Source organism: Collimonas humicola, from assembly GCF_018304945.1.
Lineage (GTDB): Bacteria > Pseudomonadota > Gammaproteobacteria > Burkholderiales > Burkholderiaceae_D > Collimonas > Collimonas humicola.
In genome coordinates, this window is the sequence record NZ_JAGQEE010000001.1 from 670,548 (window position 1) to 689,400 (window position 18,853).

Consider the following 18,853-nt stretch of genomic DNA (forward strand, 5'->3'; position numbering starts at 1 on the left):
TTTGCGCCCGCGATAGGTAGAATCTAAACAGGGCAGAGAGGGTAGAGTTCGGAAGAAGTTAACCATTTAGCTATTCGAAGGAAAATCATGCATAACGCCGCAATAGCAGGAAAACAGCAGAAGCTGGCAGAGATGGTCGAATTTGCGCGTGATCGTTTGCCGCCGGATGTGTTTGCAACCATGCAACCGTTCCTGGCCGAATATTACTCACAGGTGGGGGAAGAGCAGATTCTGAGCCGCGACAGCGCCGATCTGTACGGCGCCGCGATGGCGCACTGGCAATTCGGCCGGCATTTCAGCTCGGGCGCGCCGCGCGTGCGGATCTACAACCCGCGCATCGATGAGCATGGCTGGCAGTCCGGCCACAGCGTGATCGAGATCGTCAATGACGACATGCCGTTCCTGGTCGATTCGGTCAGCACTGAAATCAATCGCCTCGGCCTGACCTTGCATGCGGTGATTCATCCGGTGTTCCGCGTCTGGCGCGATGCCGGCGGCCAGGTTGAAAAAATCCAGCGCGCCAGCGAAGCAGTTGGCGCGGATGGAGAAAAAGCCAGGCTGGAGTCCCATATCCATATCGAAATCGACCGCTGCACCGAGCCCGCCCGGATGGAGGAAATCCAGGCCAGCGTGCTCAAGGTGCTGGGCGACGTGCGCGCCGCGGTGGAAGACTGGCGGCAGATGATGGCTGCGGCCAGCGGCGCCATCGACGACCTGAAAAAACAGGACGGCGCGGACGCCGCATTGAAGAGCGAGGTGGCTGAAGCGCGCGCTTTCCTGGAATGGATGGTGAACGACCATTTCACCTTCCTCGGTTATCGCGACTACGAACTGATCGTCAACGCCGGCGAAAATTATCTGCAAGGCGTGCCCGGTTCCGGCCTGGGCATCCTGCGCGATTCCCTGCGCACCTCAGACAGCGCCGACATGACCAAGCTGCCGATCAGCGCGCAGGGCATCATCGACGCGCAGTCGCCGATTTTCATCACCAAGGCCAATTCGCGCGCCACCGTGCATCGCGCCGGCTATCTCGATTATGTCGGCGTCAAGCGCTACGACGGCGCCGGCAAGGTGATCGGCGAGCGCCGCATCGTCGGCCTGTATACATCCACGGCCTATATGGTGCCGACCAATGAAATCCCGCTGGTGCGGCGCAAGGTGGCCAAGGTGCTGGAGCGCGCCGGCTTCGTGCCGAAAGGGCATTTATCCAAGACCCTGGCCACCATCCTGGAGCAATTCCCGCGCGATGAACTGTTCCAGATCGACGAAGATGAACTGTTCGATACCGCCAGCGGCATCCTGCGCCTGGAAGAACGCCAGCGCACGCGCCTGTTCGTGCGCCGCGACGCCTTCGGCCGCTACGTTTCCTGCCTGGTGTTCGTGCCGCGCGACCGCTTCAACACCGAGCTGCGCGAACGGATCCAGGTCTTGCTGCTGGAAGCCTTCAAGGGCACCGGCATCGAATTCACGCCCTTGCTGTCGGAATCGATGCTGGCGCGCATCCAGTTCACCGTCCGCACCGAGCCTGGCACCGTCGGCGAGATCGACGTCGAGCAGCTGGAAGCGCGCATCGTGCAGGCTACCCGGCGCTGGCAGGACGACATGGCGGAAGCCTTGCTGGAGCAGCGCGGCGAAGAGCAGGGCACGCGGCTGCTGAGGCGCTATGCCGGTTCGTTCCCGGCCGGTTTCCGCGAAGATTACGCCGCGCGCGCGGCGGTGCACGACATCGCCTTGCTGGAAGCCGCACAAAAGAATGCCGGCCTGGCGATGAGCTTGTATCGCCCGGTGGAAGCCGCGCCGGCCTCGCTGCGGCTGAAGATATACCGCGCCGGCAAGCCGATGGCCCTGTCGCAAAGCCTGCCCATGCTGGAGCACATGGGCGTGAAAGTGAACGAGGAGCGGCCTTACCGCATCGAACTGCAAGACGGCGAGCCGGCCTGGATCCACGATTTCGGCATGCAGACCGCGGACGACAGCGAAGTCGAGATCGACCGCATCAAGGGCGTGTTCGAGGATGCCTTCGCCCGCGTCTGGAGCGGCGAAGCAGACAACGACGATCTCAACCGCCTGGTGCTGCGCGCACGCCTGACCTGGCGCGAAGTGACGATTCTGCGCGCTTATGCGCGCTATCTGCGGCAAGTGGGGTCGACCTTCAGCAACGCCTACATCGAGCAGGCCCTGACCGCCAACCCGGCGATCGCGCGCAAGCTGGTCGAGCTGTTCCTGGCGCGTTTCGACCCGGCGCATGCCAAAGACCCCGGCGCGGATGCCCGCACCCAGGCCCTGCTGGCGCAGACCGAAGAGGCCATGGACCAGGTGCCGAACCTGGATGAAGACCGCATCCTGCGCCAGTTCCTCGGCGTCATCAGCGCCACTTTGCGCAGCAATTACTTCCAGCGCGGCGCCGACGGCCAGCCCAAGCCGTATCTGTCGTTCAAGTTCGATCCATCCAAGGTGCCGGGATTGCCGGCGCCCAAGCCGATGTTTGAAATCTGGGTGTATTCGCCGCGTTTCGAGGGCGTCCACCTGCGCGGCGGCAAGGTTGCGCGCGGCGGCCTGCGCTGGTCGGACCGGCGCGAAGACTTCCGTACCGAGGTGCTGGGACTGGTGAAGGCGCAGATGGTCAAGAATGCGGTGATCGTGCCGGTCGGCTCCAAAGGCGGCTTTGTGCTGAAAAGCGCGCCGTCGGCCAGCGAGCGCGATGCCTATCTGCGCGAGGGCGTGGCTTGCTACCAGAATTTCCTGCGCGGCCTGCTCGACCTGACCGACAACCTGGTCGACGGCAAGGTAGTGCCGCCGGCCGACGTGGTGCGCTACGATGCGGACGATCCATACCTGGTGGTGGCGGCCGATAAAGGCACCGCCAGTTTTTCCGATTACGCCAACGCGGTGTCGGCAGAATACGGTTTCTGGCTGGGCGACGCCTTTGCTTCCGGCGGCTCGGTCGGCTATGACCACAAGAAGATGGGGATTACCGCCCGCGGCGCCTGGGAAGCGGTCAAGCGCCATTTCCGCGAAACCGGCGTCAATACGCAGGAGCAGGATTTCACGGTGGTCGGCATCGGCGACATGTCGGGCGACGTGTTCGGCAACGGCATGCTGCTGTCGCGCCATATCAAACTGCTGGCCGGCTTTGACCATCGCCACATTTTCCTCGATCCGGCGCCCGATCCGGCCGCCAGCTTTGCCGAGCGCGAGCGCTTGTTCGCCTTGCCGCGCTCCAGCTGGGCGGACTACAACAGCGACCTGATTTCCAGCGGCGGCGGAGTCTATGCGCGCAGCCTCAAGACCATCCCCCTGACGCCGCAGGTGCAAGCCGTGCTGGGCGTGACAGCCAGCGAGCTGGCGCCGGCCGAACTGATACGAGCGATCCTGCTGGCGCCAGTCGACCTGCTCTATAACGGCGGCATCGGCACCTATATCAAGGCCACCCGCGAAACCCATGCCCAGGTCGGCGACCGCGCCAACGACGCAATCCGCGTCAACGGCGCCGAACTCAACTGCAAGGTGGTGGCGGAAGGCGGCAACCTCGGCGCCACCCAGTTCGGGCGCATCGAGTTCGCGCAAAAGGGCGGCCGCATCTGTACCGATGCGATCGACAATTCAGCCGGCGTCGACTGCTCCGACCATGAAGTGAATATCAAGATCATGCTCGGCCTGATCGTCAGCGAAGGCGAAATGACCGAGAAGCAGCGCAACAAGCTGCTGGCGGAAATGACGGAGGAAGTCGGCCTGCAGGTGCTGACCGATAACTACTACCAGACGCAGTCGCTGTCGGTGGCGGGGCGCCGCGCCGCCAGCCTGCTGGAGCCGGAAGCGCGCCTGATCCGCAGCCTGGAGCGGGCCGGCCGGCTTGACCGCGCGGTTGAATTCCTGCCGTCGGAAGAGGAGTGCGCCGAGCGCAAGAGCGCCAAGCAAGGCCTGGCGGCGCCGGAGCGCGCGGTGCTGATGGCCTACAACAAGATGTGGCTGTATGAGGAATTGCTGGCGTCGGATCTGCTGGCCGATCCCTTCATCGCTGCTTCGCTGCCGGCTTACTTCCCGCAGCCGCTGCGCGAGCGCTATCCGGACGCCATGCGGCGCCATCCGCTGGCGCGCGAAATCATCGCCACCTATCTGGTCAATACCTTGACCAACCGCGTCGGCGCTACTTTCGTCTATCAGCTGGCAGACGAGAGCGGCGCCAGTCCGGCCGACGTCGTGCGCGCCACCGTGATAGCGCGCGAAGTCTTCGGTTTCGAGGAAATCTGGCAAGACATCGACGCCCTCGACAACCAGGTGCCGGATGCATTGCAGGCGCAGATGTTCGTTGATGTCGGCGGCCTGATCGAGCAGGCCAGCTTCTGGTTCCTGCACCGCCACGTGCAGGAAGCCTCGATCGAAGCCACGGTGGCGCGCTTCCGCCAGGCTGCCGACCAGCTCGGGCCGCAACTGGTTTCCCTGCTGGCCGCCAGCGATGCCGAAGCGCTCAAGGCCAAGCGCGATGCGCTGATCCAGGCGGGCGTCTCCGAACAGCTGGCGCGGCGGGTCGCCAGCGCCGAGCTGATCGGCGCGGTGCTGGACATCGCCGAGGTGGCGGCATCCACCGGCCGCAGCCTGGAGCTGGTGGCGGCGGTGTATTTTGCGCTCGACCTGAATCTGAATTTCGGCTGGATGCGCGAACGGGTCGGCGCCTTGCCGGTGGATTCGCATTGGCAGACGCTGGCGCGGACCGCCTTGCAGAGCGACCTGACCGGCTTGCAGCGCGCCTTGACAGCCAAGGTGATCCAGCTGTCGCCGGCGCTGGACAAGTCGCAGGAAATGATCGACGTCTGGCAGGCTGCCAGCCGGACGCCGCTGGAGCGCTATCGCCGCCTGCTGACCGATTTCCAGATGGGCGGCAATGTGGATCTCGCCATGCTGTCGGTGGCGGCGCGGGAAATGCGGGCGATCGACGCCGCGACTAACTGAAACGCCTGGGAGGCGTGGGAGCTGCACAGCCGGTCGTGCTGTGCCGGTTCTTGCGCCGCCCAGTGCCGACTGGCAAATAGAAAGGCGGCGCCATGCCCTCCATTTTGTTCGAGACCGACGGCAGCATCTGCACCATCACGATGAACCGGCCGCACAAGCGCAATGCGGTCGACCGCCTGATGGCCGATGAGCTGCATCTGGCGTTTGAACGTTTCGAAAGCGATGCCGCGCTGCGGGTGGCAGTGCTGACCGGCGCCGGCGGCAATTTCTGCGCCGGCGCCGACCTCACCGCCATCGGCGATCCGGCTTTGCGCAACGAGCTCGACGCCGAAGGCGGCGGCAGCGGCCCGATGGGGCCGACCCGCATGGCGTTGTCCAAGCCGCTGGTGGCTGCAGTCAACGGCTGTGCCGTCGCTGGCGGACTGGAGCTGGCGTTGCTGGCAGATCTCCGGGTCGCCGACGAAGATGCCGTGTTCGGCGTGTTTTGCCGGCGCTGGGGCGTTCCCTTGATCGACGGCGGCACGGTCAGGCTGCCGCGCCTGATCGGCATGGGGCGGGCGCTGGACCTGATCCTGACAGGACGCCCGGTTGCCGCCGCCGAAGCGTTGGCGATGGGCTTGATCAACCGCAGCACGCCGCCCGGCGGCGCCTTGCTGGTGGCGCAGGACCTGGCGCGCCAGATCGCCGGCTTTCCCCAGCAATGCATGCTGACCGATCGCAGCTCGGCGTACGAGCAATGGGATTTGCCGTTGGCGGAAGCGCTGCGGCGCGAGGGCGCGCATGGCGTGCCGATTGTCTTCGGCGAAGGAGAAGACGGTGCTTCCAGGTTCACGCTCGGCGCTGGCCGCCACGGCCGTTTTGATGCCTGATATTGCTTGTCGGGCGGTCGTCCCAAAAAGAACAAGGAACTGAGCGCACCCCGGCCGCCATCCTAGCCGCTGATGTTCATGCGCTGCGTATGGGTCCACTGGTGGTCGTAGTCGGATACGGTTGAATCGTAGCTGCCATAAGTCATGCCTTCGCCGGGCCAGGGATTCATGATGTACAGGTAATTCACGCCGTTGACGGTTTCATATCCGCGCCCGACCATGATATGGCCGCCACCGTTGGTCCAGCCGTAACGCACGACAAACGGACGATTGGCGTTGATGTCGCTGACCACGTGCGCCCACGACAGGTAGTTGTTGACGGCGGTATTCGGCACGCCCCAGTTGCCCAGGATGTCTTGCACGCTGCCGTTGCCATACATGCCGTTGGGCTGGTTGGCCTGGCTGTTCCAGTTGAAGCGGCTGTTGCCGCAAGCGTAGTTGATGCCGAACGCCCAGTTGACTATCCCGCACTGGCTCGGCGTCTTCTGGTAGAAATTCAATACCGCCTTGCTGGAACCCGCCCAGCACCATTGGCTATGCTCTTGTGTGACCAGCGGGACATTCAGGATTTTCGAAGCGGCCAATGCCATCGGCGCCATCAGCACAAGGCTGGCGCCCGCAATCATGCGGCGTAGTGTCTTATTCACGTTGACTCCTGGAGTAGGTTGACGATCAGCGGTAGTTGGCGATATTCGCCTTGACGGCGGCGCGCAAGGATTCGGTGAACTGGCTGGCATCCATCAGGCCGTTGGCGGCGTCATCGGCGGCGCTGCCGGTTTTTTTAGCGCGCTGCTGCAGCAGCAGCGATTCGCGCGCCGATTGCAGCGGTGCGAAGCGAGGCGCGGCGCCGCTGCCCGAAGCGACTTCGAGAAAATCGGACTGGGCCTGGAAGACGCGGATAAACCGCAGGTTGGAATGGTCGGCGTTGCCGTGGAACTGTATCAGGGCGTCGACGTCCTTGGACAAGCCGGCGCCGCCATAGGAAATGGTTTGCCATGTACCGTTGAGCTTTTCCACGGTCGCCAGCCCGATCGGACGCTTATCGCGGCTGACTAGGAAGCGCCAGACGCCGGTCGGTTTCGCCATGGCGCTGAAGTCGCTGCGGCCGGCCACGATATCTTTCGGATCGACCGTATATACCGGGAAACCGTAGGCGATGCGGGCGTCCTTGAGGTCCTGGACGTCGGCCACATCGAGTGGGAAGCCTGCGGGCAGGGTGCCGGCATGGGCCTGCACCTGGTTTTGCACAAACTCGGCGAAACCGCGGGCGGCGGCAGCGGCGGCATCGTTGCCTTCGGTTTGCTGGAGTTGCTGCGGGGTCGCAGCGTTCGATTGTGCGTGCAGCGGCGCGCTCATGGCCAGCACGGCGGCGCTGAGCAAGAGAGCCTGGACGATTGGTTTAGCATGCATCTTTGAATTTCCTTTTGATCGTGATCGACGAGTTGCGCGGACACACGCTGCCCGGGCCAAGCAACCGGAGGGGAGGCGAGAGATGTGTAAGACGGCAACGGTGCTACCAATCTAGGACGTTGGGGCAGGTAAAAACAGCTGTCAGAGTTGACAGCGCGCATGTTCTGGAGCCGGCTGCCGTGGCCTTTATTGCGGCTTTTGGCAAGGGCCGGGCGGCAATAGCTCCCCCTTATCGGTTAAATTTTTGCCCGATCCCCATATTGTTTCTGGATATACTTCCCTCGGTCTCATTTGACCTGATGTCTCATAACAATCAAACCGGGGGATTAAATGTTGTTGAAATCAATTGTAAAGATTGCACTTTTTTCTGCATTGCAGCTGGGGCTGGCAGTACAGGCATCGGCCCAGGAGGCGGCTCAGGCGACAGCGCCAGCCGTCGTGAATGACAGCGCCGTCGGTCCTAGCGCGGCGGATTTTCCGGCGGCGGGCAAGGCGGTGGAAGTGGTGTTTGGCGATGCCATCATCGACCTGAATTTCAAGGATCTTAATACCTTGTCAATCTACTGCCGCTCCGGCATCTTCAAGGGCATTACCGAAACAGTGCAGTACACGGCGGTCAAGATTCGTCCGCAAGTCTATATGGTGTACTGGCATGAACCGGACTCCAAGCTGAACGTGGTGCACGTGGAGGATTTCGAGCATGGTACGGTGCATACCAACGTCGCCTATCCCGACGGCAAATTTGTGCACTTCAAGGGCAGCATCAAAATCGTCGGAAACGCCAAATAGCTTTCTGCGGTGACGGCAAGCTCGTGTAGTTGAGGGGCTGGGCAGAGAGCCGGCCGGATGATTCCGGTTCGGCTCTCTCTCTCTCTATATATATAGAGAGAGATGCGGCTAGGCAGTCTGCAGCTTGGAATGTTCCAGCAGGACAATTTCCTGGGCGACGCTCCAGGCATCGTTGGCGGCATTCTTGCGGCCGGCGACGTGGGCGGCGAGGGTGGCGCCGTCGAGCAGCATGACCACTTGGCGCGCCAGTTTGGTGGCAACGCTTTTGCCCACCAGGGGTTCCAGTATATTTTTCACAGTGTCGGTCAGGCCTTTCTTCTGACTGGCGGCCGTGCGCAGGATGGCGTTGTCGGTGCCGTGGAATTCCGCCGCTGCCGCTGCAAACATGCAGCCGGTGAAATTCACTTCGCGGAACCACTTGTCGTGCCACATGAAGACGCCATGCAGCTTGTCTATCGGCGTCTCGAATTTTTCGAGAAACAGGGAGAGCGAGCTTGCGCACATCGCCATGCGTTCTTCCAGCACTTCCACCACCAGCTCTTTTTTCGATGGAAAGTATTTGTACAGTGTCATCTTGGCGACGCCTGCTTCCGCCAGGATGCGGTCTATCCCTACCGCATGGTAACCGTCTTGCGAAAAGAGCCGCGTTGCCGTATCAATAAGTATCTGTCGTTTTTCTTTCATACGCGTCATTGATTAGGTGTAAGTTACGTGGTTGAACATGCAATAGGCCGGTAGCGCAAACATCGCAAGGCGACTGCCGGACATGATCTGCTGTAATCGGTACAGTGTACAGCACGGTATATTATCTCAATATTTGTTGTCGCTGATGCAAGTTGGCGATCGAAAGCGAAAACTGGCTGGAAAGCGTTGTAAAACGGAATTGCACAGCTGTCGCCGGCACTCGCGCCGGGCGCTAATATTTCAATATTATGACAGACCTGTCTGTTTAAATTTAGGATATTATAAAAAATTTGCAGGGGGCAACTCAGCCGTTTGCATAAAAATAAAGGGTGGCAATGGCAGTCACGGTTTAAACACTATTTTGAGGAAGTTACATGAGTTATTCGACCGTAGCGAATTCGCAAGTCACAGAAGTGTTTCATGCAGTGGATCTTCACCCGGACGTCTACGAAAGTCTGCGAGAGCCGTATTCCGAGCTTCCCCTTGATACCATCGTGTCCATGCTGGTCGCCGATCCAGAGCTGGAAAGCCGTTTCGACAGCGACCGCGAGCTCTTTGAGCTGTTGATGGACAAGGTGCGCTCCACGCTGGCCAAGGCCCTGGCGACTGATGACGATGAAGCGCTGTGCCTGGTGCACCGGACACTTTTCATCCTGCTGGATATGCATGTGGCGTCGGCGACCAGTTTCGCGGCGGCCAACCAATCCAATCATTACCTGCAGCAGATGCGCAATGAAATCGAAAGAGCCTGGCTGGCGTCCGGAGATTCCTCGCCGCTGGCGCGCATCAGCGCCGACATGCCGCTCACCGACGCCTTGCGCCATCTCTGGAGCGAGCATAGCGTCTCCAACCATCCTTTGTTCGACTACCTGGAAACCACGGCCACCCACGGCCAGTTCATCGAATTTTTCCGCAGCGACGCAGCGCTGAACATCCGCTTCTTCGACCTGATCGCATTGATACTGGTCGGCTCGGACGAAATTACCCGCAAGGAGCTGGTGCAGAATCTGTGGGATGAATCGGGCAACGGCAACTCCGCTCGAAGCCACGTCAATCTGTTCCGCCAGCTGCTGGACATGGTCGGCGCTGACAATGCCGAAGACAACCATGCCTCGTCGCTCGGCTGGCAAGGCCTGGCAGGGCACAATCTGTTCATGCTGACCTGTCTGCAGCGCAAGCATTACTTCAAGGCGATCGGCATCATGGCGATCACTGAGCTGCTGGATCCGCGCCAGTATGAAAAGCTGGTGCATGGCTGCCACCGCATCGGCCTGGGCAAGGACGGCGAAGTCGATTACTACAAGGAACATATCAGTATCGATGTCGTTCATGCGCAGGGCTGGCTGGAAAATGTGATCGTGCCGCTTGACGCAAAATACCCAGAAGCGCGCGGAGAAATCCTGCAAGGCGCCATGTTGCGCCTGAATACTTGTCAGGACTATTACGACGCATTGCTTGGCATGCTGCAAGCGCATGCATCGGCAGCAGCCAAGGCCTGACCGGCAAAGCCAGAATCTGCAGCAGGCAAGGCGGCCGTCAATCCAGCTTCTGGTTGACGGCCTTGCGCGTTAACCGCCTCAGGTGCGCCACAAATCCTGCGGATTTTCATCGCGCAGCTGCACCGGTAAATCCTGGCAGCAGACCGGCCTTGCTGACGCGCATGCTTGCACGCAATTCGTGGTAGCAACGGTATGAGCTCCCTTCCATTTTCGTGAATGCCAACAGATCGCGCTGATCGGAAAATCCCCTGACTGCGCCGCGGCTGACCAGGTGCAGCAGCAATTCATTGGAAGCAAATTTCAGCGCCAGCACGCGGTGCACGTCTTCGTTGTCGTAGCGGCCGGACTGGGTCTCGGCGCGTGCGGCGGCTGTAATGAAGCCCAGTGCGGTACGTTCTTCAGCGGTCAGCTCGACGCGGTCCTGGGTAGCCAGCCATTCGACATGCGCCATCAGTGCGCGCACCAGGAGCGGACGGACCGTGGCCAGGTATTTGTTAAGCACCGCGGAGCCGCCGGCTTGCAGGCGGTCGCCTTGCGCCACCTGCACCGTACCCTTGACGTTGCCCAGCTGGACCACGTCATCCAGGAAGGGCGCGCCGCAGGCAGTGCGCTTGAGGGTTGCGTATTGCTCCGGCCAGACCAGGTAGGCGGAAGGGAAGTAGGCGCCGAGAGTGCGGGCTACCACAATTGCCATGCCGTCCAGGTTGGCATGCATGCCCCATACCTTGTCGATATGCAGCTTGAAGCCGTCGCCTTCCGGCTGCGCCACGGTGCGCCAGCTGCTCAAGGTCGGCTCGCCGCCATCGCTCATCAGGAAGTGCAGGTTGTTGCCGCTGTCGAGGCAGGCGCTGGCACGGTCGTACTGGCCGGGCGTCAGGAACAGCGAAAACAGGATGCGGGCAAAGGTCTGCATGAAGGATTTGTAATGCGGCGCCAGGCCTTCCTGGCGAATCAGTTCCAGCATGCTTTCGGCCATCGCATGTTCCTGATGCGCCAGGGCCACCGAAGGCTGGCGGATTTCTTCGCTGCGCTCGTAGCTGTGCGGCGTCTGCGAAATCAGCATATCCGAATCTTGCAGCCGCACCGAAGCGCGCGAGATGATCTGGATCATCTGCCGCGGCAGCGCGCCGTAGGAGGCTAAGCGATGAAGGACAGGTTGAGCAGTGACCAGCAGCAGCGAATTCAGTGAAAAAGAGCGCGCCGGATTTACATCAACGTCCTGAGCCAAGGTTTGCATGTTCCGATGATCCAATTCCAGATTGATAAAGTACAGGCCCTTAGATTTCCACGCATCTAATGTCGGCCATTGATCCCAGTTCGACCAATTTCCGTCCGATCTCCTGCAAGTCAGATAACGCCACGCGCGAATTGCTTCAGCCGGAACGCAAAAAATCGAATGCGCCGGCAAAAAACAGACAGGTCTGTATACTATGTTTGAATCGATCATATGGCAAATGTTTCTCAATGTAAACAAGATTGAGGTGATTTTTTTGTAAGTTAATGCGGCGCAGGTGCTCGCCAGGAATGAGAAAGAAGCGTGAATCAAAGATCGCATTTCGATCTGCAAAAACCATGATTGAGCGTTTGCTTTCTTGCGGAAAATGAAAGATTGGAAGCCATGCAGCGCCACGGAAAGGTCAAAATCCTGATTAAAATCATAAGCTTGTAAAAAGCAGCCGGAGGCGTGGGAAAATACGCTGTTGCAGTGGCCGAACTTATGGTCGAATAGCGGGCCGCAGAGGCGGTTTCTACCCGAATTGTCCGGCGCCGGGCGGCTGCCGGTTTGTGTAGATTTTAATAATTTTTGTCGTTAACAGGAGATAGCATGAGTCAGGTGAAATATACGGTTGAGCATGAATGGCTGCGCGTTGAAGCCGATGGCGTGGTAACGGTCGGCATCACCGACTTCGCGCAGGGCCATCTGGGCGACCTGGTGTTCGTGCAACTGCCTGCAGTCGGCGCCGAACTCGCCAAGGGCGATGAAGCCGCGGTGATTGAATCGGTCAAGGCCGCCAGTGAAATCATGATGCCGGTCGCAGGCACAGTCACCGAGATCAACGCGGCGCTGGCCGATGCGCCGGAAACAATCAATGAAGATCCGCTGGGCGCCGGCTGGTTCTTCAAGATGAAAGTCAACGATGCAACTGAGTTGAACAGTCTGATGGATGAAGCGGCTTATGCTGCCATGATCAAGGGCGAGGCTTAAGCAGCGGCAAAGGCAGCACGTAATTTTACTGTTCACACAAGAAGGAAAAGCATCCATGACACAATCACGGCCTGCTCTTGAAGATCTGGCGCAACACGCCGATTTCATTGAACGCCACATCGGCCCGGATCACACCCAGCAAAAGGCCATGCTGACGGCGCTCGGCTTCGATTCTATCGAGGCATTGATACATAAAGTAGTACCGGACACCATCCTGGAAAAGCAACCGCTTGCTCTTGGCTCCCCTCGCAGCGAAGCCGAAACACTGGCGGCGTTGCGCCAGATTGCGAGCAAGAACCAGATGTTCAAGTCGCATATCGGCATGGGTTATTACAACTGCCATACGCCGACCGTCATCCTGCGCAACCTGCTGGAAAACCCGGCCTGGTATACCGCTTACACGCCGTACCAGCCTGAGATATCGCAGGGGCGGCTGGAAGCGCTGTTGAATTTCCAGACCATGATTACCGATCTCACCGGCATGGAAATCGCCAATGCGTCCCTGCTGGACGAGGCGACTGCCGCGGCCGAGGCCATGACCTTCTGCCAGCGCCTGTCCAAGAGCAAGAGCAAGATCTTCTTCGTTTCGCAAGACTGCTACCCGCAAACCATCGACGTGCTGCGCACCCGCGCCGCGCCGATCGGCGTCGAGGTGGTGGTCGGGGATCACCGCAAGGACCTGGAGCGGCTCGACTGCTTCGGCGTCTTGCTGCAATATCCGACCCTGAGCGGCGAGATCCACGACTATGCCGACACCGTGCGCATGGCGCATGGCAAGCAAGCGCTGGCAGTGGTCGCGGCCGACCTGCTGGCGCTGACCCTGCTGACGCCGCCGGGCGAATTCGGCGCCGACGTCGTCATCGGCAGCGCCCAGCGCTTTGGCGTGCCGCTCGGTTACGGCGGCCCGCATGCAGCGTATTTCGCCACCCTCGATGCGCACAAGCGCGTCATGCCCGGACGGCTGGTGGGCGTTTCCATCGACAGCCGCGGCGAACCCGCTTACCGCCTGGCGATGCAAACCCGCGAACAGCATATCCGCCGCGAAAAAGCCACCAGCAATGTCTGCACCGCGCAAGTGCTGCTGGCCAATATCGCCAGCATGTATGCGGTTTATCACGGCCCGCAAGGCCTGAAGACGATTGCCCAGCGCGTGCACCGCCTGACCGCGATCCTGGCGGAAGGCCTGCGCCAGCTGCACCATGCCGTGCCGACCGCCAGCTTCTTCGACACCCTGACCGTGCATACCGGCGGCCATACCCAGGACATCCATGCAGCGGCGCGCGGCCAGATGATCAACCTGCGGCCGATCGACGACGGCAGCATCGGCATCGCGCTGGACGAAACCAGCACGCGCGCCGATGTCGAGGCGCTCTGGGGCATCTTTGCCGTCGGCAAGGCGCTGCCGGCGTTCGACCAGCTGGAAGCCGAAGCGGCAGAGCGCATCCCGGCATCGCTGGCGCGCAGCAGCGCCTATCTGACGCATCCGGTATTCAATAGCCATCACTCCGAAACCCAGATGCTGCGCTATCTGCGCGCACTGGCGGACAAGGACCTGGCACTGGACCGCAGCATGATCCCGCTCGGCTCCTGCACCATGAAGCTTAACGCCACCACGGAAATGATCCCGGTGACCTGGCCCGAGTTCGGCTCGCTGCATCCGTTTGCGCCGCTCAACCAAGCCCAGGGCTACCAGCAGCTGGTGACCGACCTGGAGCAGATGCTGTGCGTCTGCACCGGCTACGATGCAGTATCGCTGCAGCCGAACGCCGGTTCGCAAGGCGAGTACGCCGGCCTGCTGGCGATCCGCGCCTACCATCAGAGCCGCGGCGAAGGCCAGCGCAACATCTGCCTGATCCCGAGTTCGGCGCATGGCACCAATCCTGCCACTGCCCACATGGCCGGCATGCAGGTGGTGGTGGTGCAATGTGACGAGCAAGGCAACGTCAATGTCGGCGACCTGCGCGCCAAGGCTGACGAGCACGCCGGCGACCTGGCGGCGCTGATGATCACCTATCCGTCGACCCACGGCGTGTTCGAAGAAGCGATCGGCGAGATCTGCGACATCGTCCATGCCCACGGCGGCCAGGTGTATATCGACGGCGCCAACATGAACGCCATGGTCGGCTTGTGCGCGCCGGGCAAATTCGGCGGCGACGTTTCGCACCTGAACCTGCACAAGACCTTCTGCATCCCGCATGGCGGCGGCGGTCCAGGCGTCGGCCCGATCGGCGTCAAGAGCCACCTGGCGCCTTTCCTGCCAGGCCATCGCATGCTGGAGAACGGCATCGCGCCGGTTTCTGCCGCGCCTTGGGGCAGCGCCAGCATCCTGCCTATCACCTGGGCTTACATCACATTGATGGGCGCGAAGGGCTTGCAGCAGGCCAGCGAGATCGCCATCCTCAACGCCAACTACATCGTGCACCGGCTGGCGCCGCATTACCCGATCCTGTACACCGGCAGCAACGGCCTGGTGGCGCATGAAGGCATCATCGACCTGCGGCCGCTGAAGGACAAGACCGGCATCACGGTGGAAGATGTCGCCAAGCGCCTGATCGACTACGGCTTCCATGCCCCGACCATGTCGTTCCCGGTGGCTGGCACCCTGATGATCGAGCCGACCGAAAGCGAATCCAAGGAAGAGCTGGACCGCTTCTGCGACGCCATGATCGCTATCCGGGAAGAAATCCGGGCAGTCGAGAACGGCGACATCCAGGCCGAGCAGACAGCTCTGCGACATGCGCCGCATACTGCGCAGGATTTGACCGACGAATGGTCGCGTGTCTATTCGCGCGAGCAGGCGGTGTATCCGCTGAAGTCGCTGCGCAAGGACAAGTACTGGCCGCCGGTCGGCCGTATCGACAACGTCTACGGCGACCGCAACCTGGTCTGTTCCTGCCCGCCGATGTCGGATTACGAGTAAGAGGCCTGGTTCGGGATAGCGCAGTGCAAGCAGCGGAGCCGCTCAGGCGGACCCGCTGCTTGCACTGGGCTGCCGGTCTGCCCTCTATCTTTTGCGCATCATGCGCATGTATAAATGAAAAGGACACATTCCCATGTCTGATACCAGTAGCGCCACCGCTTCAGCGCGCACAGCACTCTACGACCTGCATATCGAACTCGGCGCCAAGATGGTGCCGTTCGCCGGCTACGACATGCCGCTGCAATACCCGAGCGGCATCCTCAAGGAACACAAGCACACCCGCGCCCAGGCCGGCCTGTTCGACGTTTCGCACATGGGCCAGCTGCGCCTGAGCGGCCCGGACGCCGCGGCTGCGCTGGAATCGCTAGTGCCGGTCGATATCGTCGACCTGCCGGCAAACCGCCAGCGCTACGCCGTGTTTACCAACCCGCAAGGCGGCATCCTGGATGACCTGATGGTCAGCAACGGCGGCGACCATCTGTTCCTGGTGGTGAACGCCGCCTGCAAGCAGCAGGATACCGCGCACTTGCGCCAGCATCTTGCCGGCCGTTGCCAGATCGAAGAACTGAGCGACCGTTCCCTGCTGGCCTTGCAGGGGCCGGCCGCCGCTGCGGTGCTGGCGCGCCTGGCGCCGGAAACGGCGCAGATGGTCTTCATGCAGACCGGCAAAGTCACGCTGGCCGGCGCCGAATGTTTCATCAGCCGTTCCGGCTATACCGGCGAAGACGGTTTTGAAATCTCCGTGCCGAACGCTCAGGCGGAAGCGTTGGCGCGGCTGCTGCTGGCGCAGGAAGAAGTTGCGCCGATCGGCCTCGGCGCTCGCGATTCGCTGCGGCTGGAAGCCGGCCTGTGCCTGTATGGGCACGATATGGACGGCTCCACCACGCCGGTCGAAGCCAGCCTGACCTGGGCATTGTCCAAGGTGCGGCGTCCCGGCGGCGCCCGTGCCGGCGCTTATCCTGGCGCTGCGCAGATTGAGCAGCACCTGGCACAAGGCGTCAGCCGCAAGCGAGTAGGGCTGCTGCCGCTGGAACGCATGCCGGTGCGCGAAGGCGCGGAACTGGTCGATGCCGGCGGCAAGGTGATCGGCAAGGTCACCAGCGGCGGCTTCGGGCCGACGCTGGATAAGCCGGTGGCAATGGGCTATGTCGAGACGGCATTCGCCAAGGTCGGCACCCAGCTGCATGCATTGGTGCGCGGCAAACCGGTGCCGATCGAAGTGGCGGCCATGCCGTTTACGCCGGCGCGCTATTTCCGCGGCTGATCCAGGCTGCTCAAATCACGAAGAACCCGTGCGTGCCGTCTGCCGCCAGCTGCGCTACCAGGCCGTATTCCCAGTCCAGGTAGGCTTGCATGGCGGCGGCCGGATTGCCGGTGCCTTCGTACGGGCGGCGATAACGGTCGATGCGGGGCGAGGCTAGCGCAGTCTCGCCCGACTGCGCAGGCAGCCCGGCGGCGATCCATGCGGCGGTGCCGCCGGCCAGCACGAATACAGGGCGTTCCGTCAGCAGCTGCAGATCGCCGGCGGCATAATGCGCCGACAGGCTGTCGCCGCTGGCGAGGACATAGCGTGCGGCACCCGGTGTTTGCTGCAATACCGCTGCCAGCTGCGAGCGCAAGGCGAAGCGGGCGCCGGGAATATGCTGCCTGGCATAGCTGGCGCTGCTGCTGAAGTCGAGCAGCACGGTTGCCTGATTGCTGGAATCGTCCAGCCATTGCGCAAGTTCTGCGGCAGATACCGGAGCGGAAGGCGGCAAGGGCGGCAGCGTCGGCTGCGGCTGGCCGGCCTCGCTGAAATCGGCCTGCTGCAATCCGTCCAGCACGTGGACATCCCATCCCATCTGCGCCAGCCACGAAGCCGTCATGTTGGCGCGCACGCCGTCGTCGTCCGCCAGCACGATGCGGGCGCCGCGCACCGGCGCAACATGGTCGGTTTCCTGCACCAGCTGGCCGCCCGGCGCGCAGCTGAAGCCGGGCAGATGACCGGCAATATATTCTTCCGGCGTACGTACATCCAGGCGGTAAGTGGTGCGGCCGTTTTCCTGTTGCCAGCCTTGCAGCAGCGCCAGGCTGGCGCGGCCGACTTTGGCGCGGTCCGCAACGTTCCGGCTGGCGGCCTTTGCCTGTTCCTGATGTCCGGCCGCGTTCAGCGCGTCGGCATGGCCTGAGAATCTCTGCGTTTTTCCATGTTCCAGCTGCTGGCCGGCCAGGGTCCAGCCGATCGTGCCGTTGCGCAGGGCGCTGACCGGATTCGGAATGCCGGCGTTGATCAGCGACTGGCTGCCGATGATGCTGCGCGTACGGCCGGCGCAATTGACGATGATCCTGGTTTCCGTGCGCGGCGCCAGCGCCCGTGCGCGCAGCACCAGTTCCGCGCCGGGAACGCTGACGCCGCCGGGGATGCTCATGGTGTGGTATTCGTCGTAGCGGCGTGCATCCAGCACCACTACATCCGCCCCGGCATCCAGCAAGGCCTTGACTTCCGGCGCCGATAGAGACGGCGTATGACGCTGCGATTCAACCAGTTCGCCGAAAGCCTTGCTGGCGGAATTGACGTCGCGGAAAATCTCGCCGCCGGCGGCGCGCCAGCCTTGCAAGCCGCCCTCCAGCAAATGCACCGCGTCATAGCCTAGCTGCAGCAGGCGCCGCGCTGCCGGCAACGCCAGTCCTTCGCCGTCGTCATAGACAACGATGGCGGTGCCGCGGCGCGGAATGCGGGCATAGGCTTCCAGCTCGATGCGGCCCAGCGGCAGGTTGGCGGCGAACAGGGGATGCGCTTCGGCGAACGGCGCTTCTTCGCGCACGTCCAGCAAGGCCAGTTCTTGCCGTGCCACCAGTGCGGCACGGATTTGCTGGAATGAGAGGGTGGGGATGGCTGTTGCGGGATGGCCGGCAATATTGGCTGTCATGTATTCTTCAGTTCGCTGGAAAGGTCCCAGATATTCGGCAGCTGGGAGTTGGAATAACCGGAAATGAAAGGCTTGCTGCTGCCATCCTCCGCGTACACCGAGCGCCTGACCGCACCGATGTTGGCGCCGTATACGTGGATGCTGACCGACGCCTGGTCCGGGCAAGCATTGCAGACCTTGTGGATGTCGCCGACGGCGGGCGATACCGCCTCGACCATGCCGGGCAGCAGCTTGACCGCCGCACCGTCCGGCCGCAGGCAGCCGTCGTCTCCGGCCTTGTATGCCTGCGCGTATTCGGCGCCGCGCAACATGCCGACCAGGCCCCATACCGTGTGGTCATGGATGGGCGTCGCCTGTCCCGGCCCCCAGACGAAGCTGACGATCGAAAAGCGTTCGGCCGAATCGACGTGCAGCAAGTATTGCTGGTAGCGCTCCGGCAGCGCCTGCGCGCAAGCATCCGGCAGCCAGTCGTCGCTTGCGATCAGTTGCCGCAGCAGGGTGCCGCCTTCTTGCAGGATGCGGCTTTCGGCAGGTTTGCTGTCAAGCAGTTCGGCCAAAGAGCGGATAAAGTTGCGCAGCCTGGCGGGGTTGTGGGATGGGGACATGCTTGGCCTGAC

At 61.9% G+C, this 18,853-nt stretch carries 13 protein-coding genes; 7 read left to right on the plus strand and 6 right to left on the minus strand.

What is annotated here, in order from left to right; genetic code table 11:
- Positions 1-87 precede the first annotated feature (87 nt).
- Together KHU30_RS03140 and KHU30_RS03145 are read left to right on the plus strand one after the other, a co-directional pair.
- On the plus strand, positions 88-4,950 hold the full coding sequence (locus tag KHU30_RS03140; protein ID WP_211441170.1) for an NAD-glutamate dehydrogenase: 4,863 nt from the start codon (positions 88-90) through the stop codon (positions 4,948-4,950).
- 92 nt (positions 4,951-5,042) lie between these two features.
- Positions 5,043-5,819 carry a crotonase/enoyl-CoA hydratase family protein gene (locus KHU30_RS03145; protein WP_211441171.1) on the plus strand — a complete coding sequence of 259 codons (777 nt, stop codon included), beginning with the start codon at positions 5,043-5,045 and terminating at the stop codon, positions 5,817-5,819.
- Between the two features lie 62 nt (positions 5,820-5,881).
- On the opposite strand, the gene KHU30_RS03150 is transcribed toward KHU30_RS03145, so the two are convergent.
- Entirely contained in the window at positions 5,882-6,466 is a 585-nt protein-coding gene (locus KHU30_RS03150; protein ID WP_329956587.1) for a C39 family peptidase, read from the minus strand.
- A gap of 25 nt (positions 6,467-6,491) precedes the next feature.
- Positions 6,492-7,229: a hypothetical protein gene (locus tag KHU30_RS03155; protein ID WP_211441172.1), complete on the minus strand. Its 738-nt coding sequence runs from the start codon at positions 7,227-7,229 to the stop codon at positions 6,492-6,494.
- 336 nt (positions 7,230-7,565) lie between these two features.
- Here KHU30_RS03155 and KHU30_RS03160 point away from each other — a divergent pair, with 336 nt between their 5' ends.
- The gene (locus KHU30_RS03160) at positions 7,566-8,018 is read left to right on the plus strand and encodes a MoaF-related domain-containing protein (RefSeq protein WP_211441173.1); all 453 of its coding nucleotides are present in this window, start codon (positions 7,566-7,568) and stop codon (positions 8,016-8,018) included.
- Positions 8,019-8,126: 108 nt separating this feature from the next.
- Here KHU30_RS03160 and KHU30_RS03165 read toward each other — a convergent pair whose 3' ends face one another.
- Positions 8,127-8,702 carry a TetR/AcrR family transcriptional regulator gene (locus KHU30_RS03165; protein WP_211441174.1) on the minus strand — a complete coding sequence of 192 codons (576 nt, stop codon included), beginning with the start codon at positions 8,700-8,702 and terminating at the stop codon, positions 8,127-8,129.
- Positions 8,703-9,076: 374 nt separating this feature from the next.
- Between KHU30_RS03165 and KHU30_RS03170 the strand changes: the two genes are divergently transcribed.
- Complete coding sequence (locus KHU30_RS03170; protein WP_211441175.1) at positions 9,077-10,201, plus strand: iron-containing redox enzyme family protein; 1,125 nt, start codon at positions 9,077-9,079, stop codon at positions 10,199-10,201.
- Between the two features lie 106 nt (positions 10,202-10,307).
- Here KHU30_RS03170 and KHU30_RS03175 read toward each other — a convergent pair whose 3' ends face one another.
- The gene (locus KHU30_RS03175) at positions 10,308-11,438 is read right to left on the minus strand and encodes a hypothetical protein (RefSeq protein WP_211441176.1); all 1,131 of its coding nucleotides are present in this window, start codon (positions 11,436-11,438) and stop codon (positions 10,308-10,310) included.
- A gap of 588 nt (positions 11,439-12,026) precedes the next feature.
- Between KHU30_RS03175 and gcvH the strand changes: the two genes are divergently transcribed.
- The 3 genes from gcvH to gcvT all read left to right on the plus strand — a co-directional run bounded on the left by gcvH (position 12,027) and on the right by gcvT (position 16,591).
- Positions 12,027-12,407, plus strand: a complete 381-nt coding sequence (gene gcvH, locus KHU30_RS03180) for a glycine cleavage system protein GcvH (protein ID WP_211441177.1) — start codon at positions 12,027-12,029, stop codon at positions 12,405-12,407.
- 55 nt (positions 12,408-12,462) lie between these two features.
- Positions 12,463-15,327 carry an aminomethyl-transferring glycine dehydrogenase gene (gcvP, locus tag KHU30_RS03185; protein WP_211441178.1) on the plus strand — a complete coding sequence of 955 codons (2,865 nt, stop codon included), beginning with the start codon at positions 12,463-12,465 and terminating at the stop codon, positions 15,325-15,327.
- Between the two features lie 133 nt (positions 15,328-15,460).
- Entirely contained in the window at positions 15,461-16,591 is a 1,131-nt protein-coding gene (gcvT, locus tag KHU30_RS03190; protein ID WP_211441179.1) for a glycine cleavage system aminomethyltransferase GcvT, read from the plus strand.
- 10 nt (positions 16,592-16,601) lie between these two features.
- Here gcvT and KHU30_RS03195 read toward each other — a convergent pair whose 3' ends face one another.
- Positions 16,602-18,236 (minus strand): rhodanese homology domain-containing protein, encoded by a 1,635-nt coding sequence (locus KHU30_RS03195; RefSeq protein WP_211441180.1) that lies wholly within the window; start codon positions 18,234-18,236, stop codon positions 16,602-16,604.
- Positions 18,233-18,841, minus strand: a complete 609-nt coding sequence (locus KHU30_RS03200) for a cysteine dioxygenase family protein (protein ID WP_211441181.1) — start codon at positions 18,839-18,841, stop codon at positions 18,233-18,235. Before KHU30_RS03200 ends, KHU30_RS03195 begins: the two co-directional genes overlap by 4 nt.
- Positions 18,842-18,853 lie beyond the last annotated feature (12 nt).

Coding starts and splice junctions, on each gene's coding strand:
- KHU30_RS03170 (WP_211441175.1), top strand. CDS start 9,077: ATGAGTTATTCGACCGTAGCGAATTCGCAAGTCACAGAAGTGTTTCAT.
- KHU30_RS03195 (WP_211441180.1), bottom strand. CDS start 18,236: ATGACAGCCAATATTGCCGGCCATCCCGCAACAGCCATCCCCACCCTC.
- KHU30_RS03175 (WP_211441176.1), bottom strand. CDS start 11,438: ATGCAAACCTTGGCTCAGGACGTTGATGTAAATCCGGCGCGCTCTTTT.
- gcvP (WP_211441178.1), top strand. CDS start 12,463: ATGACACAATCACGGCCTGCTCTTGAAGATCTGGCGCAACACGCCGAT.
- KHU30_RS03140 (WP_211441170.1), top strand. CDS start 88: ATGCATAACGCCGCAATAGCAGGAAAACAGCAGAAGCTGGCAGAGATG.
- KHU30_RS03155 (WP_211441172.1), bottom strand. CDS start 7,229: ATGCATGCTAAACCAATCGTCCAGGCTCTCTTGCTCAGCGCCGCCGTG.
- KHU30_RS03145 (WP_211441171.1), top strand. CDS start 5,043: ATGCCCTCCATTTTGTTCGAGACCGACGGCAGCATCTGCACCATCACG.
- KHU30_RS03200 (WP_211441181.1), bottom strand. CDS start 18,841: ATGTCCCCATCCCACAACCCCGCCAGGCTGCGCAACTTTATCCGCTCT.
- gcvT (WP_211441179.1), top strand. CDS start 15,461: ATGTCTGATACCAGTAGCGCCACCGCTTCAGCGCGCACAGCACTCTAC.
- gcvH (WP_211441177.1), top strand. CDS start 12,027: ATGAGTCAGGTGAAATATACGGTTGAGCATGAATGGCTGCGCGTTGAA.
- KHU30_RS03165 (WP_211441174.1), bottom strand. CDS start 8,702: ATGAAAGAAAAACGACAGATACTTATTGATACGGCAACGCGGCTCTTT.